This window comes from Clostridia bacterium (genome assembly GCA_026414765.1).
Lineage (GTDB): Bacteria > Bacillota > Clostridia > Acetivibrionales > DSM-27016 > SKW86.
Map to the genome: position 1 here is coordinate 108061 of JAOAIJ010000041.1, position 25628 is coordinate 133688.

At 42.5% G+C, this 25628-nt stretch carries 10 protein-coding genes; all 10 read left to right on the forward strand.

Annotation, left to right across the window (positions count from 1 at the left end; genetic code table 11):
* The first annotated feature begins 21 nt into the window (after positions 1-21).
* The gene (locus N3I35_15285; GenBank protein MCX8131442.1) at positions 22-10848 is read left to right on the forward strand and encodes an SDR family NAD(P)-dependent oxidoreductase; all 10827 of its coding nucleotides are present in this window, start codon (positions 22-24) and stop codon (positions 10846-10848) included.
* Positions 10845-16571: a phosphopantetheine-binding protein gene (locus tag N3I35_15290; GenBank protein MCX8131443.1), complete on the forward strand. Its 5727-nt coding sequence runs from the start codon at positions 10845-10847 to the stop codon at positions 16569-16571. The genes N3I35_15285 and N3I35_15290 overlap by 4 nt, the downstream gene beginning before the upstream one ends.
* A gap of 18 nt (positions 16572-16589) precedes the next feature.
* Positions 16590-17339 carry a polyketide synthase gene (locus N3I35_15295; GenBank protein ID MCX8131444.1) on the forward strand — a complete coding sequence of 250 codons (750 nt, stop codon included), beginning with the start codon at positions 16590-16592 and terminating at the stop codon, positions 17337-17339.
* Positions 17340-17408: 69 nt separating this feature from the next.
* On the forward strand, positions 17409-19166 hold the full coding sequence (locus N3I35_15300; GenBank protein MCX8131445.1) for a hypothetical protein: 1758 nt from the start codon (positions 17409-17411) through the stop codon (positions 19164-19166).
* Positions 19167-19190: 24 nt separating this feature from the next.
* Complete coding sequence (locus N3I35_15305; protein ID MCX8131446.1) at positions 19191-20030, forward strand: SDR family oxidoreductase; 840 nt, start codon at positions 19191-19193, stop codon at positions 20028-20030.
* Positions 20031-20051: 21 nt separating this feature from the next.
* Positions 20052-21284, forward strand: a complete 1233-nt coding sequence (locus tag N3I35_15310; protein MCX8131447.1) for an aldo/keto reductase — start codon at positions 20052-20054, stop codon at positions 21282-21284.
* A gap of 13 nt (positions 21285-21297) precedes the next feature.
* A complete protein-coding gene (locus tag N3I35_15315; protein MCX8131448.1) occupies positions 21298-22920 on the forward strand; it encodes a radical SAM protein in 1623 nt (540 codons plus the stop codon).
* Between the two features lie 90 nt (positions 22921-23010).
* Positions 23011-24270 carry a hydroxymethylglutaryl-CoA synthase family protein gene (locus N3I35_15320; GenBank protein MCX8131449.1) on the forward strand — a complete coding sequence of 420 codons (1260 nt, stop codon included), beginning with the start codon at positions 23011-23013 and terminating at the stop codon, positions 24268-24270.
* Positions 24270-25034 (forward strand): enoyl-CoA hydratase/isomerase, encoded by a 765-nt coding sequence (locus N3I35_15325; GenBank protein ID MCX8131450.1) that lies wholly within the window; start codon positions 24270-24272, stop codon positions 25032-25034. Before N3I35_15320 ends, N3I35_15325 begins: the two co-directional genes overlap by 1 nt.
* Positions 25035-25164: 130 nt before the next feature.
* Positions 25165-25628: flavodoxin family protein (locus N3I35_15330; protein ID MCX8131451.1), on the forward strand; the 464-nt coding region annotated here is incomplete at its 3' end.

Consider the following 25628-nt stretch of genomic DNA (forward strand, 5'->3'; position numbering starts at 1 on the left):
AACGGTTTGGAGAGAGGTCGCATGAAAAAAGTATTTAGTTTAAGCATTTCCAAAGAGAATCCTATTGTTAAGAATCATACGGTAAATGGAGAAGCTTTATTACCGGGTCTGGCTTATATAGACATGCTCTATCAACTGGCTAAACAGGGGTTAGAGACAGGGATTACCGGGTTATGTCTAAAACATATGACGATTTATAGCCCGCTGATTGTAAGAGAAGGCTCTCCGGTTCAGATAAGGATTACATTTACAAAGAAATCACAAGCTTGGAGTATCAGCGTAGAAGGCTCTGAAACAGGGGCACAGCAGGATCCTTCTGAAAGCAGGTTATATGCGGCGGCAGAATTGCATGAAAACGCTGTTTTGAAAAAACAGCAAATAGATATTCTAGGTCTTAAGAGGTCTGCCAAGGAGTGTATTGATCTTGAATCAGTGTATGGTGAGGCCGGAAAACGGGGATTGAAGCATCAAGGGGTAATTAAGGCTAAGGGCTGTATTTATGTAATAGATTCAGGGTGTTTGGTCGAGCTGTGTATAGACGAGAATCAATATAAATCCATGGATACCCTTTTCCACCCTGCTCTGATTGATGGGGCGGCGATGGCGGCATCTGTATTGGCAGACAGTAACAGCTCGGATAATAGTGAATTGTTTATACCGCTATACTATGAGTCGTTTTCCGGAAGGGAACTGTTGCAGACTCATTGTTATGCATTGGTGGACACATCATCCATACAAACAGCTAATGATATCAGGAAACTGGATATTAATTTTTTTAATTTGGAGGGGGAATTGGTGGCTGAATTAAAAGAAATCACTACAAAGCAAATCAGGTCAAAGGGACAAGCAAGTCAAGGAAAGGGAATGGGGGAATCCCGCATATCTGATTCAATAGAAGAAATTTTAAGGAAAATCTTTGCCGGGTATATTAAGAAAAAGGACTCCGATATCGATTTGGATACGGTTTTTTTTGAATTGGGACTGGAATCAGCCCAGCTATTATTTATAGTAAAGGACATCGAAAATGCACTAGGGCTATCGCTAAATCCTACTCTATTATTTGAGAACAGCAATTTGCAGGAGTTAATCAAGTATCTTGAACAAAAAATTGCCATGAAAGAGTTTAGTTCCCCAATAACTGAAATAAATCAAAAGGAAGTGTTTAAACCAGCTAATAATAATGGTACATTAGCTTCTGATACATTCATATTTTATGAAGATGAGGCATACCTGCGGGATCATTTAGTATTCGGCAAACCTGCCTTGATGGGTGTTACCCATCCATGTCTGGCACTTGAAGCTTATTTGCGGCAAAATCCCGGTGCTTTACCTGTAGGACTGAAAAACATTCAGTTCATAGGGGGACCTGTAACTCTGGAAAAAAAAGAAAAGGTTCATGTGAGGGTACGGTTTTGTGGTGACTCTAATCAAACCACTTTTAGCACAGAATACTATATCACACACCCTAAAGAGTCTAAACCGTGTTGCAGCGGTAAGTGTATCAAACCTGTAGAGGTACCCGGAAAAGTCATAGATATTTATTCCATGATAAAAGAATCAAAGACAGTAGATGACGAAACCATAAATAAAAGCTATCACATAGTAAAAAATTTCAAAGTAGGACCAATGCTGCAAAATGTTGAAGCAGCTTATAGATATGGTGAAAACACCTTGATTTCAAAGATAGGCTTAGCCAACAAGCTGAAAAAAGGTGATATATCACGCTTTACTTTTGACCCGTTGCTACTAAACTGCTGTTATCTCGGCATAGCTGATGAAGATAATAAAAAAACAGATAACATACTGGTTCCTCTGATGATAGAAAGATTGACAGTTTTCAGGGAGATGACGGAAGATGCCTATGTCATCAATACAATCAGAAGTAAAAGGGACGGCTTCATTTCCATTGATGCTGTGGTGCTGACAGATATGGGAGAAATCATTGCTGAGATATCAAATGCATCTTTAAGAGAAGTAATGAATCCTTCAATGTTGCATAATGCTGTGTTTGACAGTGATGTTTTAGCTGAAAAAGTTAGTTCTGATGAAAGTGGCAGTGATGGCCGACCAAGGATTGCAGAAGGTCTGGATATAGCTATTGTAGGCATATCAGGACGTTATCCTCAGGCTTATGATGTCAATGAATTCTGGCATAATTTGAGGGAGGGAAAGGACTGCATTACAGAAATACCGGAAGACCGCTGGGACTGGAAGGAATATTATTCTGAAGACCGGAAGAGTACCGGAAATATTTACAGTAAATGGGGAGGGTTTATTGATGATATGGATAAATTTGACCCAGGATTTTTTAATATCTCACCTAGGGAAGCAGAATTTTTGGATCCCCAGGAAAGGTTGTTCTTAGAACACTGCTGGATGGCAATGGAAGATGCGGGGTATACCAGACAAGGGCTCCAAAAAGGGCAGGAAACTGATATGCCGGGTTCAGTCGGCGTTTATGCTGGAGTCATGTACCAGGAGTATCCGTTATACGCTGCAGAAGCTACACTGAAGGGGCAGCCCATGGGTCTGGCAGCAGGAATATCGTCTATAGCTACCAGAGTGTCTTATTTCTGTAACTTTCATGGTCCAAGTATAGCACTGGACACAATGTGCTCCGGTTCATTGACCTCGATTTATTTAGCCTGCCAGGCTTTAAAGGATAAGAGAATCGACGCTGCTTTAGCCGGCGGAGTTAATCTTACTATTCATCCAAATAAATATCTGATGCTCAGCCAGGGACAGTTTATATCCTCAAAAGGCCACTGCGAGAGCTTTGGTATCGGCGGAGACGGGTATATTCCGGGTGAAGGCGTCGGGGTATTGATGCTAAAGAGATTGAGCGATGCCAAACGTGATAAGGATCACATATATGGAGTAATCAAAGGCATAGCCGTCAATCATGGAGGAAAGTCAAGCGGGTATACGGTGCCTAATCCGAAAGCCCAGAGAATGGTGATTACTCAGGCGTTAGAGGAAGCTGGGTTTGATCCCAGGACTATCAGCTATATCGAAGCCCACGGGACCGGAACAAAATTGGGTGATCCTATAGAAATATCGGCTTTAACGGAGGCCTTCGGAAATTTTACTGATGATAAGCAGTTTTGTATGATAGGGTCAGTAAAGTCAAATATCGGACACTGCGAATCGGCAGCAGGTGTTGCGGGTGTTATAAAAGTACTGCTGCAAATGAAACACGGAAAAATCGTTCCTTCGCTACATTCCAGCATATTGAACCCTAATATTGATTTTAACGCTACACCTTTTATGGTAAACCAGAAATTGGTGGATTGGAAAAGGCCAACGGTAGAAGGCACGGAACAACCTCTCCGGGCAGGAATCAGTAGCTTTGGTGCAAGTGGGCTAAATGCTCACATGGTTATTGAAGAATATCAACCGGAGGGTGTTCAGGACTATATTACCATAAATGCACAAAACCCGGCGGCAATAGTACTTTCCGCCAGAAACAGGGAACGGTTGACGGAGCAGGTAGAGCGTTTGCTGCATGCTATCAAAGAGAAGAAGCTTACCAATGCAAGTCTTGCAGACCTGGCATATACCCTTCAGACCGGCAGAGAGGCTATGGAAGAGCGCCTTGCTTTAATTGTGTCCTCCATTAAGGAACTGGAAGACAAACTTCTTGATTTCTTAAAAGGTAAGGGAAATATAGATATGCTTTACCATGGCCAAAGCAAAAAAAATAATGATTCAGTTTCCTTGTTTACTGTAGATGAAGATTTACAGGAAGCAGTCAATAAATGGATTGAGAAAAGAAAGTATACAAAGTTGTTAAGCCTGTGGGTTAAGGGACTTTCCTTTGATTGGGACATGCTGTATGGCAGTACTAAACCTTACAAGCTCAGCCTGCCGACGTATCCCTTTGCAAAAGAACGCTATTGGGTGCATCAGACCCGATCCTCCGAAAACAATCTCAAGGAATCTGTAATTCATCCCCTGGTTCATAAAAACACATCGGACATCTCAGAGCTTAAGTTTACTTCAAGCTTTTCCGGAAAGGAATTCTTTCTGACCGATCACGTAGTAAGGGGTAAGAAAGTATTGCCAGGAGCAGCATATCTCGAAATGGCACGAGAAGCACTGGAACGTGCAGGGGTAGGAAAGGAAGGCCGGGCAGGGCTTCGGATGAAAAATGTGGTTTGGGTTCAGCCGGTTACTGTGGAAGAACAACCGGTTGAATTACATATCGGACTTTATCCTGACAGTGACGGGGGTATCGCATTTGATATCTATTCCTTTACGGAAGAGAATGGTGCGGAGTCAATAGTTCACAGTCAGGGTACCGGAATGCCTGGCGGAGCTGTAGAAATACCGAATTTGGATATCAAAGCTTTGCTGGGGCAGTTTACAGAGAGTATCGATGCTTCCCGCTGTTATCAGGTATTGGAAAATATGGGGATTGAATATGGTCCGGGGCATAGGGGGATCGATAAAATATACCTGGGAAATAATCAGGTACTGGCGAAGATATTCCTCCCATCCTCTGTCAGCGGCACAAAAGACCAGTATGTGCTGCATCCGAGCATAATTGACTCAGCGCTGCAGGCATCAGTCGGGTTAGTGCTGGGCTCTGGTTCCTCAAGGCCTTCGCTGCCCTTTGCGTTGGAGGAGCTCGAAATTTTTGGCAGCTGCACACCGGAAATGTGGGCGCTGATAAGTTATCAGACAAATATGCAGGCAGGAGAGAATCTTCATAAGCTGGATATAGATTTATGCAATGAAGACGGAGAGATTTGTTTACGTCTGAAAGGATATACTTCAAGGCTGCTGAATGATGGAACTGATTCCTCAGACTCTTCAGCTAAAACGGGCACAGTGTTGTTCCAGCCTTATTGGAAAGAATGCGCAGATATTATAGAAAACCCTGTAAACAAGTGCATGCAGCGGTTTGTGGCGCTATGTGAACCCGAAGGAATTAATATGGAGAATTTTAAATCTCAAATGAGCGGAGTGAATTGCATTATTCTCCAATCTGAGCAGGAAGCTATTGAAGAGCGCTTTAATACTTATGCTGTCCGGTTGTTTGAGGAAATTCAATGCATCCTTAAAAACAAACCCAAGGATAAAATACTGATTCAGGTTATTATTTCGGGACAAAAGGATAAGCAACTCTTATCAGGTCTATCCGGACTTTTAAGAACCGCGCAACTGGAGAATCCTCTGCTGACCGGGCAGTTAATTGAAGTGGAAGCTTGGGAAAATTCTGAGGTCATTGCAGGGAAATTAATGGATAGCAGCTTATGCCCCGACGATCACAGGATCCGCTATCAGGAGGGTAAACGGTGGGTACTTGATTGGAGGGAAGCGGAAGCATCTCAAAATCTACCGCCTATCCCCTGGAAAGATGGGTGCTTATATTTGATCGCCGGAGGCTCCGGTGACCTGGGAATGATCTTTGCCGCAGAAATTGCGCGGCAGGTCCGGACCCCAACTCTGATCCTCACAGGGCGTTCTCCTTTAAGCAAAGAAAAGCAGGACAAACTTGCAGAACTGGAGGCTAAGGGTGCCAGAGTAATATACAGGCAAGTCGATATAGCTGAAAAACAGGCTGTAGACGCTTTGTTCCAAAATATCCGTGAAGACTTTGGCAGCCTTCATGGCATTATCCACAGCGCTGGGGTGACTAAAGACAATTTTATCATTAAGAAAAACAGCAAAGAGTTCTCAGAAGTATTGGCTCCCAAGGTTAAAGGACTGGTGAATCTGGACAAGGGGAGCAAAGACATGTCTTTGGATTTCTTTATCCTCTTTTCATCAGGAGCCGGAGCTATGGGTAATATTGGCCAGGCCGACTACGCCAGTGCAAACGGCTTTATGGACGCTTATGCAGCATACCGCAATGAACTGGCAGGGGCAAATGAACGTCACGGGCGTACTCTGACTATAAATTGGCCTCTTTGGGAAGACGGCGGAATGTATGTAGATGAAGCAACCCAAAAGATGTGGCAAAACCTTGGTATGAGCGCTATAAAAACCTCAGCGGGCATTCAGGCCTTTTATCGGAGCTTTGATTCCGGCACGGACCAGGTACTGGTGGTAGAGGGGGATGTATCGCGGCTACGAAGGATTTTCAAGGGGCAATCGTACGGCGATGAAGTTACAGTAACTTCTCCTTATGCAAAAAAAGAGCAGGAGGGGACAGAAATTGCCCAAGACCTTCTTCAGGAACAAGCTATAAATTATTTCAAGAGCCTCCTTAGCTCGATTATCAAGCTGCCAGCCAGCCAGATCGAGGCTGATGCCCCAATGGAAAAATACGGGATAGATTCAGTTATGGTAATGCACATGACCAATCGTCTCGAAGAGAGCTTCGGCTCTTTATCCAAAACTCTATTTTTCGAATATCAAAATATCCGGGATCTAACCGGTTATTTTTTGGAAAATCACCATCAGCAGCTGGTTAGCCTGGTGGGAATAAAACAGAAGGATTTACTGGCAGGAATGAACGGTCCAAACAGCCTGACGGGGCTGCTAAAGCCGGTAGCCGGCAGACGGCAAAGGTCAAATTTTGTATCCCTCAGCGACACCCGTAAGGAGGAAAGACCTGACAGGGCTTTAGATATTGCCATAATCGGTGTTGCCGGAAGGTATCCTCAGGCAAGAAACCAGCAGGAATTTTGGAATAATCTGTCCGGGGGCAGGGATTGTATAACTGAGATACCACGGGAGCGATGGGATTATAGCTTGTATCCCGGCCAAAATAAAAATGAGACGGATAAAACTTACTCCAAGTGGGGAGGTTTTTTGGACGATGCAGACAAGTTTGACCCGTATTTCTTTAATATTTCCCCCCGTGAAGCGGAAATAATGGATCCTCAGGAGCGCTTGTTTTTACAATGTGTTTATGAAACATTGGAGGATGCAGGCTATACCCGGGAACCCCTCAATAAATGTCAAGGGTCTGGAATGGAAGGCAATGTAGGAGTTTTTGTGGGTGTAATGTATGAAGAATACCAGCTTTACGGAGCCCAGGAACAAATTCTTGGAAAGCCGGTTGTCCTTCCTGGAAATCCTTCATCCATAGCAAACAGGATATCCTATTTTTTCAATTTGCACGGACCCAGCATGGCAATAGATACAATGTGTTCATCATCTCTGACGGCAATACATCTGGCCTGTCAGAGCTTACAACAGGGTGGGTGCGAGTTGGCTGTTGCCGGCGGCGTTAATGTCTCCATCCATCCCAATAAATACTTACTGCTTGGCCAGGGGAATTTCTTGTCAAGCAGGGGAAGATGTGAAAGCTTTGGACGGGACGGCGACGGCTATGTTCCCGGTGAGGGAGTCGGAGCTGTTTTGCTTAAGCCCTTGGCTGAAGCTATTAAGGACAATAACCAGATATATGGTGTTATAAAAGGATCAGCAATTAACCATGGGGGTAAGACCAACGGCTATTCTGTCCCTAATCCCAACGCACAGGCAAATGTAATTGCACAAGCTGTAAAATCGGCCGGGATCGACCCAAGGGCAATCAGCTATCTGGAAGCTCACGGAACCGGAACATCCCTTGGTGATCCCATAGAAATTACTGCTTTGTCCAAGGTGTTCCGTAAATATACACCTGATAAGGAATTCTGTGCTATTGGATCGGTCAAGTCGAATATAGGGCACTGCGAAAGTGCTGCCGGGATTGCCGGGGTTACAAAGGTGTTGCTTCAGCTTAAGTATCAGCAATTGGTACCTTCACTTCATTCCGAGGTGCTAAATCCTAACATTGATTTTGCTGATACTCCGTTTATTGTTCAGCAAAAGCTTCAGCAATGGAAACGGCCTGTGTTGCAAATAAACGGAATAAAAAGAGAATATCCAAGGATTGCCGGAATTTCATCATTTGGTGCCGGCGGTTCAAATGCACATATCATCATAGAAGAATACATACCAGGCAGTCAGTCTGAGGCGTCAAACCTGACAGAGCAAAGCCTTGCACTGGATCAGCCTGTCATTATACTATTGTCGGCAAGGAATATGGAGCAGCTGAGAGAACAGGCAAAGCAACTGCTGGAATATGTCATTGAACAAAAATATTCAGACCACCTGCTGGCTGATGTGGCCTACACCCTTCAGGTGGGGCGTGAAGCAATGGAAGAACGCATGGCCGTTGTTGTTTCCTCTTTTGAAGATTTACAGGAAAAACTAAGGGAGTTTGTAGAAGGGAAAGAAAGCATAGATGACTTTTACCTGGGTCAAGTCAATAAGAATAGTGATTCCGTTGCTTTACTCAATTCAGATAAGGATTTACAGGATGATATTGATATATTCTTTACAGAAAGAAAATATGACAAGCTGCTGAACCTATGGGTCAATGGGCTCAAATGTGATTGGAACAAGCTGTATGGTGCGGTGAAACCCCGTATAATGAGCCTTCCCACCTACCCCTTTGCGCGAAAACGCTGCTGGGCTCCGCAGATTGATCATAGGTCGAGCAACTCTTATGCAAACCCTATTCATCCTATGGTTCATAAAAATACCTCCCGTTTCTCGGAAATAAGGTTTACTTCAAGTTTTACCGGAAATGAGTTTTTCCTGTTTGATCATGTAGTAAAAGGAAACAGGATTTTTCCAGGAGTAGCCTATTTGGAAATGGTTATAGCTGCAGCTATGGAGGCAGCAGGACTTTCGCCGGAAGATGGTGCAGGGATTAATCTGGAGAATATTGTCTGGATCAGGCCTATAGCTGTGCAGGATCATCCTGTAGAGATACATATCGGGCTCTCATTACAGAATGACGGGGATGTTCAATACCAGATCTACAGTGAAGATATTGAGATGAAATCTCAAAAGATTGTTTACAGTCAGGGAACTGTGACTTTTGACTCAAAGCGGTCAGTAAGTTCCTTGGATTTAAAGAAATTACTGGCACAATCCACCCTTCAAACTGCTGATCCTGATCAATACTATAAAGTATTTGAAGAAATGGGGATTAATTATGGTCCGGGATATAGGGGTATAAAAGAAGTATATGCAGGAGCAAATCATATACTGGCAAGATTATCCCTGCCTCCAGCACTATCTGACACACTGGAGCATTTCACTCTCCATCCGAGCTTGTTGGATTCGGCAGTTCAGGCATCAATTGCTTTAAATAGAAAAGGTGATGACTCCGGTAAATTCCTAAAACCTGCACTGGCATTCTCTTTGAAAAAGCTTGAGGTAGCAGGGAAATGTACATCAAAAGTGTGGGCCTTGATCAAACCTGGAGAAAAAAGCCAATCAGCGGAGATACAGAATCTTGATATTGATTTGTGCAATGAAAAAGGAGTTGTTTTAGTCCGGATGCAGGGCCTGACCACAAGAACGTTTGAGGAGAAAACCCCTGCAGAAATAAATACTAATGGAGCCCTTACGGGAAATATCACGCTTATGCCCGTATGGGATCCGATTCAAATAAAACAAGACCAAAAACCTTCAGTCAGGGAAGGATGTACTGTGATAATAGGATGTAACCAGGATGCAGAAAAACTTATCAAGCAGTGTTATCCTGATGCTCACCTGCTGAAAATCGGAGCGTTCGATACTACGGAGGAGATACCCAAAAAGCTTCAGGCGTATGGATTAATTGGTCATATCATATGGATTGCTCAAAACAAGCAGATTGAATCCGTAACCTCGGACGAAGTGATAGATGGGCAGAATCAAGGGGTTATTTTCTGCTTTAGAGTAATTAAAGCTCTCCTTAGTTTGGGCTATGGCACCAGAGAATTAAGCTGGAGTGTGATTACTACGCAATGCCAGCCTGTTTATAAAAATGAAACGGTCAATCCGGTAAATGCAAGCCTTCACGGGTTAATTGGAACGATGTCTAAGGAATATCCCGGCTGGAAAACCTCTATTATAGACCTTGAGGAAAATTGTGACTGGCCGGTACCCGAAATATTCACTATACCTGCAGAATTGTATGGGGAGTCTTTGGCTTACCGGGGCCGGATGTGGTATAAACAACGGCTGATCAATGCTGATCTCCCTTCGGAAATGAAGACCGTGTATAAAACGGAAGGGGTATATATCGTAATAGGAGGCGCAGGCGGCCTGGGTGAGGTGTGGAGCGAATACATGCTCCGCAGCTACCGAGCTAGAATTGTCTGGATTGGCCGGAGGCCGATTGATGAACAGATTCAGGCAAAACTAGATAAACTGGCTGCTCTGGGGCCTGCTCCAATCTATATTTCGGCAGATGCCTCCGATAAGAATTCACTTGAACATGCATATATGGAAATAAAGCAGATTTACCACCGGATAAACGGTGTTATTCATGCCGCAGTCGGGGCAATGGATCAAAGCCTGACAATAATGGAAGAGAAATTGTTCCGGGAGGGACTGTCTGCAAAAGTTGATCTGAGTGTATATTTAGCTCAGGTGTTTGGAAAAGAGCCTTTAGACTTTATTATATTCTTTTCTTCCTTAGCTGCATTTTCCAAAGATCACGGGAAGAGCAGCTACTGTTCAGGCAGTGTTTTTGAAGATGCATTTGCACACCAGCTGGCTCAGGAATGGACATGTATTGTAAAAGTGATGAACTGGGGATACTGGGGTGACGTTGGTATCGGAGGTGCTATACCGGAAGCATTTAAAAAACGGCTGATAAAAGCGGGTACAGGCCATATTGATCCTGAGGGGGCTATGATAGCTCTGGAGAAATTACTGGCCGGGCCGGTTAATCAAATGGCATTAATCAATACAACCAAACCAATAAATACAAAAGATATACCGGATGAGACAATTTTAGTTTATCAGGCCGGGGTTTCCTCAAACATCGGGAAGATTCAGCGTTACATGCCATTAAGAGATGAAATGGTTGAGAAAATCAAATTGGAAATGGGGATGATTTCTTGAAGGATATTATCTGCAAGCTGCTATGGTGCCAGCTACAATCCATCGGCATGCTAAGAAAAAAGCATTCAATTGTTAAAGAAGATAAGAAGGAAAGTGGAATCATTGATTTGTATGACCGATGGCTGGATGAATCTGTTTCTGTATTGGAACGGAACCATTATCTAACCTTAGAAGGGGAAGTATGTTTGGTACAGGATACGTTGCTAATTGACCCAGACTCTGTATGGGCCGAGTGGGAGATGGCTAAGAGCGAATTAGTGAAAAATAAAAAGAATGTGGCGCAACTTAACCTGGTTGAGGCTACTATGCGTTCATTGCCGGAAATCCTTACAGGGAAAAAAGCGGCAACGGATATCCTCTTTCCCAATTCCTCCATGGAACTGGTGGAAGGCATATATAAAAATAATCCTGTTTCGGACTATTTTAATGAAGTATTGTCCGACTCAATAATCGCGTATTTAAGAGAGAGGATCGAACAAGATCCGAAAGCTGAAATACGCATTTTGGAAATTGGTGCTGGTACAGGCGGTACAAGCGCTTCAAACTTTTTAAAGCTTCGACCCTATGGTGGGCATATTCAGGAATATTGCTATACCGATCTTTCAAAAGCCTTTTTATTATTTGCCGAAAGGGAATATGGGCCGGTCAATCCATTCCTAACATACAAAATACTGAATGTTGAAGAACCTTTAAACAGGCAGGGGATTGAAACAGGGGTATATGATATTGTCGTTGCTGCTAATGTATTGCACGCCACAAAAAATATAAGGAAAACCCTGAGAAATGTGAAAGCAGCTCTGAAAGCTAACGGGTTGCTCCTGGTAAATGAAATCAGTGAGAATAGTTTATTTACTCACTTAACCTTTGGTTTAACCGAAGGGTGGTGGAAATATGAAGATGCGGAACTGAGGATTCCTGGCTGCCCGGGGCTGTATCCTGAAACCTGGAAGAAGATCTTTGAGCAAGAGGGATTTCCGGAAGTCTTCTTTCCGGCGCAAAAAGCTCATAGCTTAGGACAACAGATAATCATTGCTGAAAGTGATGGAGTTGTACGGCAGCAAAATACGGCACAAGCAGCTGTGAACTTTAGGAAAGCTGTTGACAAGAATATGTATTCATCCGGTGATACCTGCCTGAAAATCACAAACAAACCGGTTCAGGGTGTGAATATGATCACAGGTGCTCAGATGAGGAAAAATCAGGGGGCAGGAGTAAGCATTCAATTGGTTAAAGACTTTGCTAAAACAGCTGTAAAAGAGAGTATTGCTCAGTCGCTAAAAATGGATGAGGATTTGATTACAGACGATCAAAGCTTTTCTGAATATGGAGTAGACTCAATTATTGCCGTGAATTTGGTAAATTTAGTCAATCAGCGATGTAAGACTAAACTGGAAACGACAGTATTGTTTGAGTACAATAATGTGAATAACCTTAGCCGGTATATTGCTGAAGCACATGAATCCGCTATAGTTTCGATACTCAATGAAGATAACCCGGGTTCAATAGAAGTTGATGCCGGTTTTCAGGGAGAAAATGCAGATCAAGCGACACAAACTATTTCTCTTATAAGGTATGGAGATAGGGAGACTGCAAAAGCCTTGGAAATATCAAAAGAGACAATTGCCGTAATCGGAATGTCCGGACGCTTCGCTGAATCCCAGACAGTAGATGACTTATGGAAGCATTTGGCCAATGGTGCGAACTTAATTAAGGAGGTCAGCAGGTGGGATCTTTCGGAGCGCTACCAGGAAACTCAACGTGAGGGGAAGAGTTTTTGCAATTATGGCAGTTTTCTGGATAATATTGATAAATTTGACCCTGTTTTCTTTAATATTTCGGGAATTGAAGCAACCTACATGGACCCTCAGCAGCGGTTATTCCTTGAAGAATCCTGGAAAGCATTGGAGAATGCAGGCTACGTCGGAGATTCCATTCAGGAAAGCAAATGCGGAGTTTATGCAGGATGTGGCTCAGGCGATTACCAGAATTTATTTATAAACAATCCCCCTGCTCAATCAACCTGGGGTAACCATAACTCCGTGATTCCGGCAAGAATTGCGTATCATTTGAATTTGCAGGGGCCGGCAATCGCTGTTGATACAGCGTGTTCAAGTTCTTTGGTAGCTATACATTTGGCGTGCCAGGGCTTATGGACCAGAGAAACAGATATGGCTCTGGCAGGGGGTGTTTTTGTGCAGTCAACCCCCGGTTTTTATTTATCAACTAATAAAGCAGGCATGTTATCTCCCACAGGACGATGTTCAGCATTTGACCAGGCAGCAGACGGTTTTGTTCCTGGTGAAGGTGTAGGTGTAGTCGTATTGAAACGTCTTAGCGAGGCATTAGCTGACGGAGACCATATATATGGTGTCATCCGCGGATCGGGAATTAATCAGGACGGTTCAACCAACGGTATTACAGCTCCTAGTGCAGCATCTCAGGAAAAACTGATTTGTGAAGTTTATAATTCTTTTAGTATAAATCCGGAAAATATTCAAATGGTTGAGGCCCACGGAACAGGTACAATATTGGGGGATCCTATAGAATTCAGTGCGTTGACCAGTGCCTACCGCAAATATACACAAAAGCAGGGATACTGCGCACTGGGGTCTATTAAAACAAATCTGGGACATACTACGGCTGCCGCAGGAGTTGCCAGTTTGATAAAGGTTTTACTTTCACTAAAAAATAAGAAAATTCCGCCATCGATCAATTTTAGAAAAGGGAATCCTAAAATCGATTTTGACAACAGTCCTTTTTATGTAAGTACCAGTTTAAGGGATTGGGAGGCTGGGGAAAATTCCCCGCGTTCCGCTGCTATCAGTTCTTTTGGCTTTAGCGGAACAAATGCTCACTTAGTTATCGAGGAACCGCCAGAAGTAGTCAGGAAGCATCAGGAGAAGGCTGGCTACTTGATTGTTTTATCGGCGCGTACTTCTGAGCAGCTGTATAAACAGGTACAGCAACTGATAAGTTTTTGTGACGAAAACACCGGGGTGGACTGCGGGAATATCAGTTATTCACTATTATTGGGCAGAAAGTTCTTTAATCATCGGCTGGCGTGTGTAGTCCGCAGTCTGAATGAACTGGTCAAACTGCTCACAAAGTGGCTGGAAAAAGGTAAAACTCCTCAGGTATATGTGTCTAACCTACAGGAAAACCCTTGCCGCGGGCAAATTTATTTGGAACAGTACGGAAATATGTGCATAAGGAATTGTTTGAACACAACTGATGCAAATGAGTATTTAGGGAACTTATCCGTTATTGCAGACTTATTTATCCAAGGTTATTTACTGGAATTCAAATACCTGTTTCCTCTTAATGAGTATTCAAGAATTCCAATGCCTGGCTATCCGTTCGCAAGAGACCGGTATTGGGTTTCTGATGGTGAAACAAAGGTTAAGGATGTTTCGCCGATGCTGCTTTATTCACCAGCAGTACCTGCAAAGCAAACAGTCATGTCCCGATTATCGGAACCTTCTCCAGTAAAGAGGACTGAGAAAACTAATTGCATTTCCCTCAATTCCCTGTCAGATGTCCGGAATGTGCCAGAGATGCAGCCAAAGGTCAATAGCAAACAAATTTCGTTGCAACCTGCTGCCCGGCTTATTCCGTTACAATCCCTAAAGGCTCCTGTATCAGAAAAGCCTGATGTCCGGAATACTTCCACTCAACCCGGCAAAGTTAAACTGACTGGCTTATTAATGACGTCGGAAGCATTACAGGAAGGGTTGAGAGACAGCCTGGCAGGGATATTGTGTATCAGGCCCGAGGATATAGATGTGAATAAGAAATTTATTGAATTGGGGATGGACTCCATTATCGGCGTGGAATGGATTCAATCCATTAACAACAGATACGGTACTTCCATTGCGGTGAATAAAGCGTACGAACATCCGACTATAGTGGAGCTTGCAGAATTCTTAGGGAGTGAGATGGGAAACCATAGCGGTGTGTCTCAGCTCATAAAAGAAAGACCAGCTGCGGCAGAAGCTGAAAGAAATAGACCTTCAAGCCTTATACAAGGGGCAGAAACACTACGGGAAGGGTTGAGAGACAGCCTGGCAGGGATATTGTGTATCAGGCCCGAGGATATAGATGTGAATAAGAAATTTATTGAATTGGGGATGGACTCCATTATCGGTGTGGAATGGATTCAATCCATTAACAACAGATACGGTACTTCCATTGCGGTGAATAAAGCGTACGAACATCCGACTATAGTGGAGCTTGCCGAGTACCTTCAAAATCAAATCTACAAGCCGGACCAAGATGAACACAATAGTAGAGAAACTGTACAAGAAGGAGAAGCTCAGCTCGAATTCTCCCAAACAAGCTCTGTTCAGGAACCTGTCCAGCATCCCGATTCTCACGCGGCAGCCGATATGCACACATCATGCAATTCAAGTCCTGAGCCAAGGAGCTACTCCTTGGTTGAAGAGCAAGTCATGGATCTGATATCCGGTACTATAGGAGTTGAAAAGCAAAAACTGGATATGGACACATCTCTAAAAGACTATAACATTGATTTGTTTGATCTTGCGTACATAACAGAAAGAATACAGGCGAAAATTGGCCCGGTAATTGAAGGCGATGCGTTATACCAATGTTCTACTATCCGTGATATCTGTAATCTGTTGCAGACAGACATAAAAGGTGATGAGGAATTACTAAAAGTTCATGATATGGAATTAGCTTCAGAAACGGGAGAGTTTCCTGAACTTATCCATCTAAATAAGAACACGGAAGGAAGGCCTGTTTTCTGGATACATGCCGGGTTGGGGGGAGTAGATGTATACTACCCGATTGCTGAAAAAAGCAATCGCCCCTTTTATGGTATCAAGCCTCATGGCTGGTACAACGACCAGGTTCTGATACGTGGAATTCAGGCGATAGCTTCATACTATGTGAAAATCATTCAGTCGGTGCAGCCGGAAGGACCTTATGATCTTGGCGGTTATTCGTTAGGAGGCATATTTGCCTATGAAATCACCCGACAGCTGCAGGCAATAGGTCAGGAAGTCAGTTCTGTTGTCATAGTGGAGGCTTTTGATGACGAGGGAACAAAAAAGGTTCATGTACCGGAGTACCTTTTCAGAAAAAATACTGCACTTAATGTTATTAATACTGCCCTTTATATTTTGTGCTTGCAGGAACCCGAAAAACTGCATAAAACCCTTATTAACCAGAAAGAGATCAGCATAGACCTGGATGATGAGGAATACTTCTCTCAATTGATAAAGCTTGCAAAGACCCGGGGGTTGGCTCAAACGGAGGAGAGATTATATAAAACTATACTGAAAACTATTGATATGCAGGATGCTTATAAGACGGGAGATGATTTTATTCTGCCTCTGCCGGCACCGGACAGGGTACAGGGCTATTTGCTGAGAAACAAGAATAGACGGTTCCTGGGAGAACTTCAACCATATTTTTCAATCAGGGAGGATTTATTATTATTGGATAATCAGAACTATTGGAAAGGCTGGAAGGCTGAAATTCCTTACTTAAAGATAATTGATGTAGATTGTCCTAACCATGTGGCAATGTTGTTAGATCCTAAAGCATATAAATCAATAGTTGATTTCTGTGAAATCTTATATTGCGGGAGCTCCGGTGTTGTAGCAGGTAAAGACTTTCAAAAGAAGAATAAAGCTGGAACTAAGAGAAGCAGTAATAAGGAAAAATCAAAAGTAGGACTATTAAGCAAGGAGGCTGACTAATGATGGGGGGATAAAATTATGATTAATTCTGTAGTTGATTTATGCGAAATCGGACAAGGTATTGTTCAGTTGACAATGCAGGACAGGGTTTATAAAAACGGTTTTTCCGAAGAGTTGATTGGCGGCTTGCTAATGGCCTTTGAAGAAATAAAGAATAATTCCGGATACAAGGTAGTAATTCTAACCGGATATGACAGCTACTTTTGCTCCGGCGGAACAAGGGAAGGAATGCTAAGCATACAGGCGGATAAATTGAAGTTTACCGATTTGGAAATACACAGCATTGCCTTGGATTGTCCGCTCCCGGTGATTGCTGCAATGCAAGGTCATGGTATAGGAGCCGGATTTACTTTAGGTTTATCCTGCGATTTTGCAGTTTTGAGCAAAGAAAGTTTTTACAGCTGTAACTATATGAAATACGGTTTTACTCCAGGAATGGGTGCCAGCTATATTGTACCCCGGAAATTAGGCTTTAGCCTTGCTCAGGAATTATTATTCACTGCGGACAATTATAGCGGAGCTGAACTGGAAAGACGGGGAATTCAGTTTAAGGTTCTGCCAAGAAAGGAAGTAATGGAATATGCATGCAAACTGGCCGGAAAAATAGCGGAGAAGCCTAGAACCGCGCTAATGACTTTAAAGGAGAATCAGGTTGCACAAATAAGGGGAGAACTGGCAGAAGCTTTAAAGCTGGAATTGGAAATGCATGAGAAGACTATGTATCAACCCGGGGTAAAAGAACGGATTGCGAATCTGTTCGGAATGTAATGTTAATAGTTTACTGCGTTGAGCTAGTAAGTTTTAGTTTATCAAGCTAAATAAAATGGGGGTATTTAAATGAAACGTAACTATATAGGTTTAGCAACATCCTTCAGGGATCCGTCAATTACGATTGTTAATTCAAAAGGAGAAGTCGTTTTTGCTGAGGCTTCAGAGAGATATGTGCAGTATAAAAGGGCTGCACAGATGTCTCCCGACCAGTTCGGATATTATTTGTACCACTTGCTTAAGACACATACGGAGGCAGGGGCTGAATTGGTTGTAGCTCACAGCTGGAGTGATAGAGCTGCTGAAAGTATTGAAAAGAATCTGAAACATGCCACTGAAGCCAGTGCAAAATTATCAAATGAAAACAGTGAAGATGCTTTAGTCCTGAAAAAATATTATGATGACCAAAAATACATGTCGTACCATGCTATTGAGTCAATCAAAAATGCTTCAAAAAACCTTGAGGCTATGGTTAGTATGCTGGATGGCTTTAACCTTGTTTCAGTCAGGCGTTATGACCATCATCTGACACATGCAGCTACCGCATGCTATAGCAGCCCCTTTAAAGAAGCCGCATGTGCTGTATTGGACGGTTATGGAGAAACCAGAGCGTACAACTGTTATCATTACCAAGATGGCAAAATTCTTCAGCTTCCCGGCCTGGTTGACCATGAATTTTTTAAAAGCAGTCTTGGAATGTTCTATGAATTGGTTTGTGATGCTTGCGGCTTTGACCCGGCAGCCGGTGAAGAATGGAAGGTAATGGGACTTGCTGCCTATGGGCAATTTGATCAGGAAATCTATGATTTTTTCAAGTCTGGTTTGACAGTCAATGGTCTGAATCTGGAGCAGTGCCCTGATGACAGTTTCGCTGCTTATCTGGTCAGGTTTTCCAAGATGAAGCGCCGGAAGGAAGAGCCGGCCATTAAGGCTGCCAATTTAGCTTATAATGGACAGCTGGTATTTACGGAAATTTTGTTTAAATACCTGAATAACCTTTATAATCTGGGACTTTCAGAAAACCTTATAATGGGTGGCGGGTGCTGTCTGAATTCCTCTGCAAACGGGCAGATTACCGCCAAAACAGGCTTTAAGAATGTACATATTCCCAGTGCACCAGGTGATGACGGAAATTCTGTTGGTGCTGCCCTTCTGGCTTATTATGAAGATCATCCGGAGAAAAAAAGGGAACCTAAAGTTCAATCACCTTATCTAGGCTCGGAGCTTGAGTTTTATAAAGTAGCGCGCCTGAAGAAATTCAGCGGTTTTAGCAAAATAAGTCACTACCCTGGCGAGGTCCATAAAGAAACTGCCAAACGGTTGGCAGAGGGCAAAATTGTGGGCTGGGTTCAGGGAAAGGCAGAATTTGGGCCGCGTGCTCTGGGCAACCGTTCTATTTTAGCGGATGCCCGTTCTCCCAGGATTAAGGATATCATCAATGAGCGGGTTAAATTCCGTGAAGAATTCAGACCTCTGGCTCCTTCGATAATTCACGAATTTGGTGCCGAGTTTTTTGAAAACTATCAGGAGTCCCCATACATGGAAAGGACTTTGAAATTCAGAGAAGGGGTAAAACACAAAGTGCCGGGCGTAGTTCACGAAGATGGGACAGGCCGGCTTCAGACTGTCAAAAAGGAATGGAATGAAAAGTATTACGACCTTATTTACGCCTTTTACGAGCTGACTGATATCCCGTTGATTCTTAATACCAGTTTCAATGTAATGGGGAAACCGATAATTCATTCAGTGGAGGATGCGGTTGCTGTCTTTTGCACCAGTGGGCTTGATGTTCTGGTAATTGGTGATCTGTTAATTGAGAAAGATTAGTAAAATTAGTGCGGAGGTGAACTGATGGACTGGGAAAAAAGCTATGATGGCAAAATTGTGATCGTAACAGGTGGAGCATCCGGTATCGGCAAGGCGCTTTGCGAAAAGTTAGGCCGGTTGGGTGCTGTAGTTATTGTCACCGATATTGATGAGGAGGGTGCAAAGGCTGTAGCTTCAAATGTAAAGAAGCAGCAGGGAGGGAAAGCCTTTGCTCTGAAACTGGATGTGACCAATGAAAATGCTTTTAAGAAGCTTATAGACGGCACTGTCCGGAAGCATAAGCGGCTGGACTATATCTTTAACAGTGCGGGTGTGACTATAAACGGAGATATGCAGGACTTAACAATGGATCATTTTAGAAAAGCCATTGATGTTGATATGTATGGTGTTCTTTACGGTACAAAATATGCCTATCAGGCTATGATAGGCCAAAAAAGCGGACATATAGTAAACATAGCATCATTGGTAGGGCTGACTCCCTCTGTACCCTACAACATACCTTATGCGATGGCTAAGCACGCAGTTGTTTGCTTGTCAAGGTCACTGCGTGCTGAAGGGCGACCCTTGGGAGTCAAAGTCAGTGTCGTCTGCCCGGGTTTTGTGGAAACAGATATGTTAGTCAAATCCAGTACCATTATCAATGGAAAAGAAGTGGAGGTTGATATGTCTGTATTTAAGAAACTAAATATGGTAAAAGTAGACCGGGCTATAAAGATTATCTTAAAAGGGGTATGTCGCAATAAAGAAACAATTATATTTCCTTCCAGGTTAGTAGCTACGTTGGGTGCAATATCCTTTGTACCCAGCTTTAAAAAGTTCAGAAGTCAAATAGAACAACTCCGTCAGATAGCGGAGCGGAATTAATAAGTAGGGGTGAAGGTGTCTATGTTATACAGGAAAATGGAAAAAACAGGCGACGAGTTATCAATACTGGGATTCGGAGGTATGCGGTTTCCGGAGAAAAATGGAGAAATAGATAAAGAAAAATCGTTGAAACTGATATATTCTGCTATTGAAAAAGGAATCAATTATTTTGATACTGCTTTACCGTATCATTTCGGACAGAGTGAGTCCTTGTTAGGCGAAGCCCTGTCCAATGGATACAGGGATAAAGTAAAAATCGCTACGAAAATGACGCCATGGCTGGTCAAAGAACCCAGTGATATGGAGAAACTGTTTCAAATCCAACTAAGGAATCTGCAAACTAACTTTATTGACTATTATCTGGTTCATACTCTTGACAAATATTCCTGGGATAAAATGAAGAAAATGGGGGTAACCGATTTCCTTAATAAGTGCAAAAAAGAGGGTCGTATAAGAAATGCCGGTTTTTCGTTCCATGGAGACAAAGAGACCTTTAAAGTAATTGTAGATGAGTATGAGTGGGATTTCTGCCAGATCCAGTATAATATTCTGGATGAAAATACACAGGCAGGTAAAGAAGGGCTTGAATATGCATCTGCAAAGGGACTGGGGATAATCATAATGGAGCCTTTGAGAGGAGGCATACTTGCCGGAAAACTGCCGGCACAAGTCGAAAAAATCTATAACGAAAATTCTGTCAAACGTTTGGGAGTTGAATGGGCACTGCGCTGGTTATGGAACCACAAGGAAATTAGTGTGGTCCTTTCCAGTATGAATGAAGAAGCTTTTATAGAAGAGAATACCCGTATAGCCAGTGAAGCTTACGCGGATTCCCTGACAACAGAAGAATTGAAGCTTCTCGACAGGGCTAAGGAGAGCTATAAAAAGCTAATGAAAATTAACTGTACAGGCTGCCGGTACTGTATGCCATGTCCGGCAAATGTCAATATACCGGCTTGTTTTCAAGAATTCAATTTGAGATATCTCTTTGGTCAAAGTAAGCTTGATACTAGGGTTAAGTACATGCTTTACTGTGGTAATCTCAATGAAGGCACACCTCAGTTTGCTTCTCAATGTATCGGATGTGGCAAATGCGAAACGAAATGTCCCCAAAAATTGCCGATAAGAAAATTACTAAAAGATATTTCTAAAGAGCTTGAGGGTATCGCTTTTAAACTGTTTTACAGAATGGCAAAATTTCAGGTTGGAAGAATGAGGAAAAAGACCATATACAATAAAAAAATAACGTATTAGGTGGGGTGTTAACATGAAAGAAACTATTGATTGTTTATTGATCGGTCATAATGAAATGGATATAAATACAGTTGCAGAAAATGTTAAGATTTTTGGTGAGGAATCGTCAACTTTCCGGGAATTTGGTTACCAGTACATTCAGCATAATAATAAGAAATTTTCATTTGCCGACATTTATAACTATGTCAGGCGGAATTATGATCCGAACTATACCGAAAGAAAAGAGTTGAACATGAGCAGTATTTTTCCTCTGAATATAGCCTATCTGGGCACTTTTATGGAACGCCGCAATTTAACTTATGATTATGTTTACTCTTTTCAACCTCAGAAAGAAAAACTGATAAGTATTTTAAAGACCAAGGAAGTTCTGACCATTGCTATAACCACGACCCTATATACACATATTTATCCCATAGAAGAGATAGTTAACTTTGTAAAACAATATAATGATTCCGCTAAGATAATTGTCGGAGGGCCTTTTGTTGCAAACAAAATCAAAGATAACGAGGAAACTGCCTTAAGGTATTTTAATATAATAGGTGCTGATGTATATATCTACAGTTCACAGGGAGAGGCAGCGTTAGTTAATACTATAAATTGCATCAAGTATGACGGCGATTTAAGGAAAGTAAAGAATATCTACTTTAAGGAAAATGATGATTTTATTGCTACTGCAGTAGAGACGGAAAACAATAACTTGGAGCATAATACGGTTAACTGGCAGCTATTCAGGGATGAATTACCTAACTTGGCCAACTCCAGATCAGCTATTTCATGTCCTTTTACCTGTAGTTTCTGCGGTTTTCCCGAACGGGCCGGTAAGCATTATACTATTTCTGTTGAGGCTTTTGAAAAAGAGCTGAATACACTCCGTGATACAAATGTAAAATCAATCTATATTGTTGATGATACTTTTAACATTCCTCAGGAAAGATTTAAAGAGATCATGCGAATGATGATAAGAAATAAATATGAATTCAGATGGAACAGTTATTTCAGGATTCAGTATGCAGATCGCGAAACTGTTGACTTAATGGCAGAGGCGGGTTGTGAAGGTGTAAATCTTGGCTTGGAGTCAGGCAATCAGCAGATTCTTAACAATATGAACAAAAAAGTGACTGTAGAAGCATACAAAAGGGGATTAGAACTATTAAGCGAATATAAGTTTTTAAAAATGGCAACCTTTATTATCGGTTTTCCCGGTGAGACTGAGGAAACAGTTAATGAGACCGCAGCATTTATTGAAGAAAGCGGGTTGGATTATTATACCTTACTGCTTTGGTTCTGTGATCCGATAACCCCTATATATCGTGAAAAGGAACGTTTCGGTATAAAAGGGTCCCAATTTAACTGGTCACACTCAACAATGGACTCTAATACTGCTGTCGATCATCTTGATAAAATATTCTTAAATACTAAAAATCCAACCTTCTTAAGTCCCAATACTCTTGTCAATCAACTGCCGTTTGCTCTTAACCACCAGGAAAAAATGAATCATGTACAAATCAAGAAAGTAATAAAATGTTTTGCAGATGGTATTGCTGAAAAGCTTGTCGGCACGCAAAGGGATAAAAATATCAGTCCGCAACTGTTTGACAAGTTGTGTTCAGCAATTCTTAATCAGGATCAAAGATAAATATCTTTACACTTGAAGCAGTTTTAAGGATAAAGGGGGCTTACTTTATGAGCAAGGAATATAAAATAATATTTGAAAGGAGAAAAAAAGGTGATTTCTGTTGGAATTGAGGCCATGAATGTTTTTGGAGGAACAGCCTATATAGATGTGATGCAGTTAGCCAGGCATCGTAAAATAGATACTAAAAGGTTGGAGAATTTATTAATGAAGGAAAAGACAGTAGCCCTGCCTTATGAGGACCCCATCACCTTTGGGGTGAATGCAGCAAAACCACTGATAGATTCTCTTCCTGAAGAAGAGAGGGATCGGATAGAATTATTGATCTCCTGCACAGAATCAGGGATTGATTTTGGGAAATCAATAAGTACCTATATCCATAAAAATTTGGGGTTAAGCAGGAACTGTCGTTTGTTTGAGCTGAAAAATGCTTGTTATTCAGGGACTGCCGGATTTCAAATGGCTGTGAATTTCATATTATCTCAGGTTTCTCCCGGAGCAAAAGCCCTGGTGATTTGCACTGATATTTCGAGGTTTATGGCAGTTGAGGGAGGGGATGCTTTAACAGAGGACTGGTCATTTGCCGAACCTAGTTCCGGTGCGGGAGCTGTGGCAATACTGGTCAGCGAAAAGCCTTATGTTTTTCAAGTGGATGCAGGGGCCAACGGATACTATGGCTATGAGGTAATGGATACCTGCCGTCCTATTCCCGACAGTGAAGCTGGGGATGCGGATTTATCCTTGTTATCCTATCTGGATTGTTGCGAGCAAGCGTATAAGGAATATCAAAGACGGGTTACAGGTGTAGATTATCGGAATACGTTCCAATACCTTGCTTTTCATACCCCTTTTGGAGGAATGGTAAAAGGTGCGCACCGGACTATGATGCGGAAGCTGCTCAAAGCTATGCCTAATGAAATAGAGTCAGATTTTGAAGAGAGGGTAACGCCGGGATTGACCTACTGCCAGCGTGTCGGAAATATAATGGGGGGGACGGTATTCCTCTCTCTGGCCAGTACTATTGACAATGGCAGATTTGATTCACCAAAACGGATTGGCTGCTTTTCCTATGGATCAGGTTGCTGTTCAGAGTTTTATAGTGGTGTTGTAACAGCACAGAGCCAGGAAAATCAACGACTTCTGGGGATAGGTAAACAACTGGATGAGCGCTATCAATTATCTATGAAAGAGTATGATACCTTATTAATGAGCAGTGATGCCGTAAAATTCGGTACACGGAACGCTAAACTGAATTTGGATTCAGTTCCGGGAGCTTTAGCTTCTTCACATGGAAAACACAGGTTAGTATTGGAAGAAATCCGGGAATTTCATCGAGAATACAGGTGGGTCTAATGAATTATCAGAATATAAAGGTTCGTTTTCAGGAATCAATTTGTTTTATCCAGTTTTATCGCCCGGAAGCCAATAATACAATAAACGACGGTTTGATTGAAGAATGCCATCAGGTATTGGACTTATGCGGAGAGGCAGTCACTATTGTGGTATTAGAGGGTTTACCGGAGGTCTTTTGTTTTGGGGCAGATTTCCGGGAGGTTCGCTCCGGAATGACCAGTGAGCAACAAAGTCTTTACAGCCCTGAGCCCTTGTATGATTTGTGGCTGAAATTGGCAACAGGGCCGTACATAACGATTTCTCACGTCCGTGGGAAGGTAAATGCGGGAGGGGTGGGCTTCGTTGCAGCCAGTGATATTGTCATTGCCGATGGGACAGCGCAATTCAGCTTGTCTGAATTATTATTCGGTCTTTTCCCTGCTTGCGTCCTGCCTTTTTTGGTCCGCAGGATAGGTTTCCAAAAAGCCAATTACTTAACGCTGACAACTCAGACACTAACTGCAGACCAAGCTTTTTCATGGGGCCTGGCGGATGCTTTTGATGAACGGAGTGAGGCCTTGCTGCACAGACATCTGCTGCGTCTCAAACGCTTATCGAAAACGGCTGTTATGCGGTATAAACATTATATGAACAGAGTGGATGATTTGTTGTCTCAAGCTAAAGAATTGGCCATTTCAGCCAACAGGGAGGTTTTTTCTGACCCTCGTAACCTTGAGGGAATCTATCGGTATATAGAAAAAGGCAAGTTTCCCTGGGAAGCCTGAATTATAAAGAAATTACGAGTTGTGTTAGCTGGCACAACGGGTCAAACTAGTATGGATTCAGCTGAATTTGAAAGAATTGATTAACTATTGCTCAATAAGGGCCTCAAAAAATAGGGGGTGTTGTACACTTATGAGAATCACAGCGTTTAACGGGAGTCCAAGGGGAAGGGCAAGCAATACTGATGTTATGGTTAGTGCTTTTTTAGATGGTGCTGCATCAGCCGGGGCCCAGGTGGAAAATATTTATCTGGCTCACCATGATATAAAACATTGCCAGGGATGCGGGCATTGTATAAATTCAGGCGGCGAATGCGTTGTACAAGATGATATGCAGGACTTACTGCCCAAATATGTTGAGTCTGATATAGTTGTATTTGCTACACCGCTGATGATTGATAATATATCGGGCATGCTAAAAGTTTTTATGGACCGGACCTTCTGCATTGGAAATCCACAGTTGGAAAAGGATGAAAATGGGGAGAGCAGGCGTGTCAGATCAAAACGTTTTGAAAACGGAGTACCGCCAAAGATTGTTGTTATTGCCAATGGAGGCTATCCCGAAAGGAGTAATTTTCAGGTCCTGCCACTCTTAAT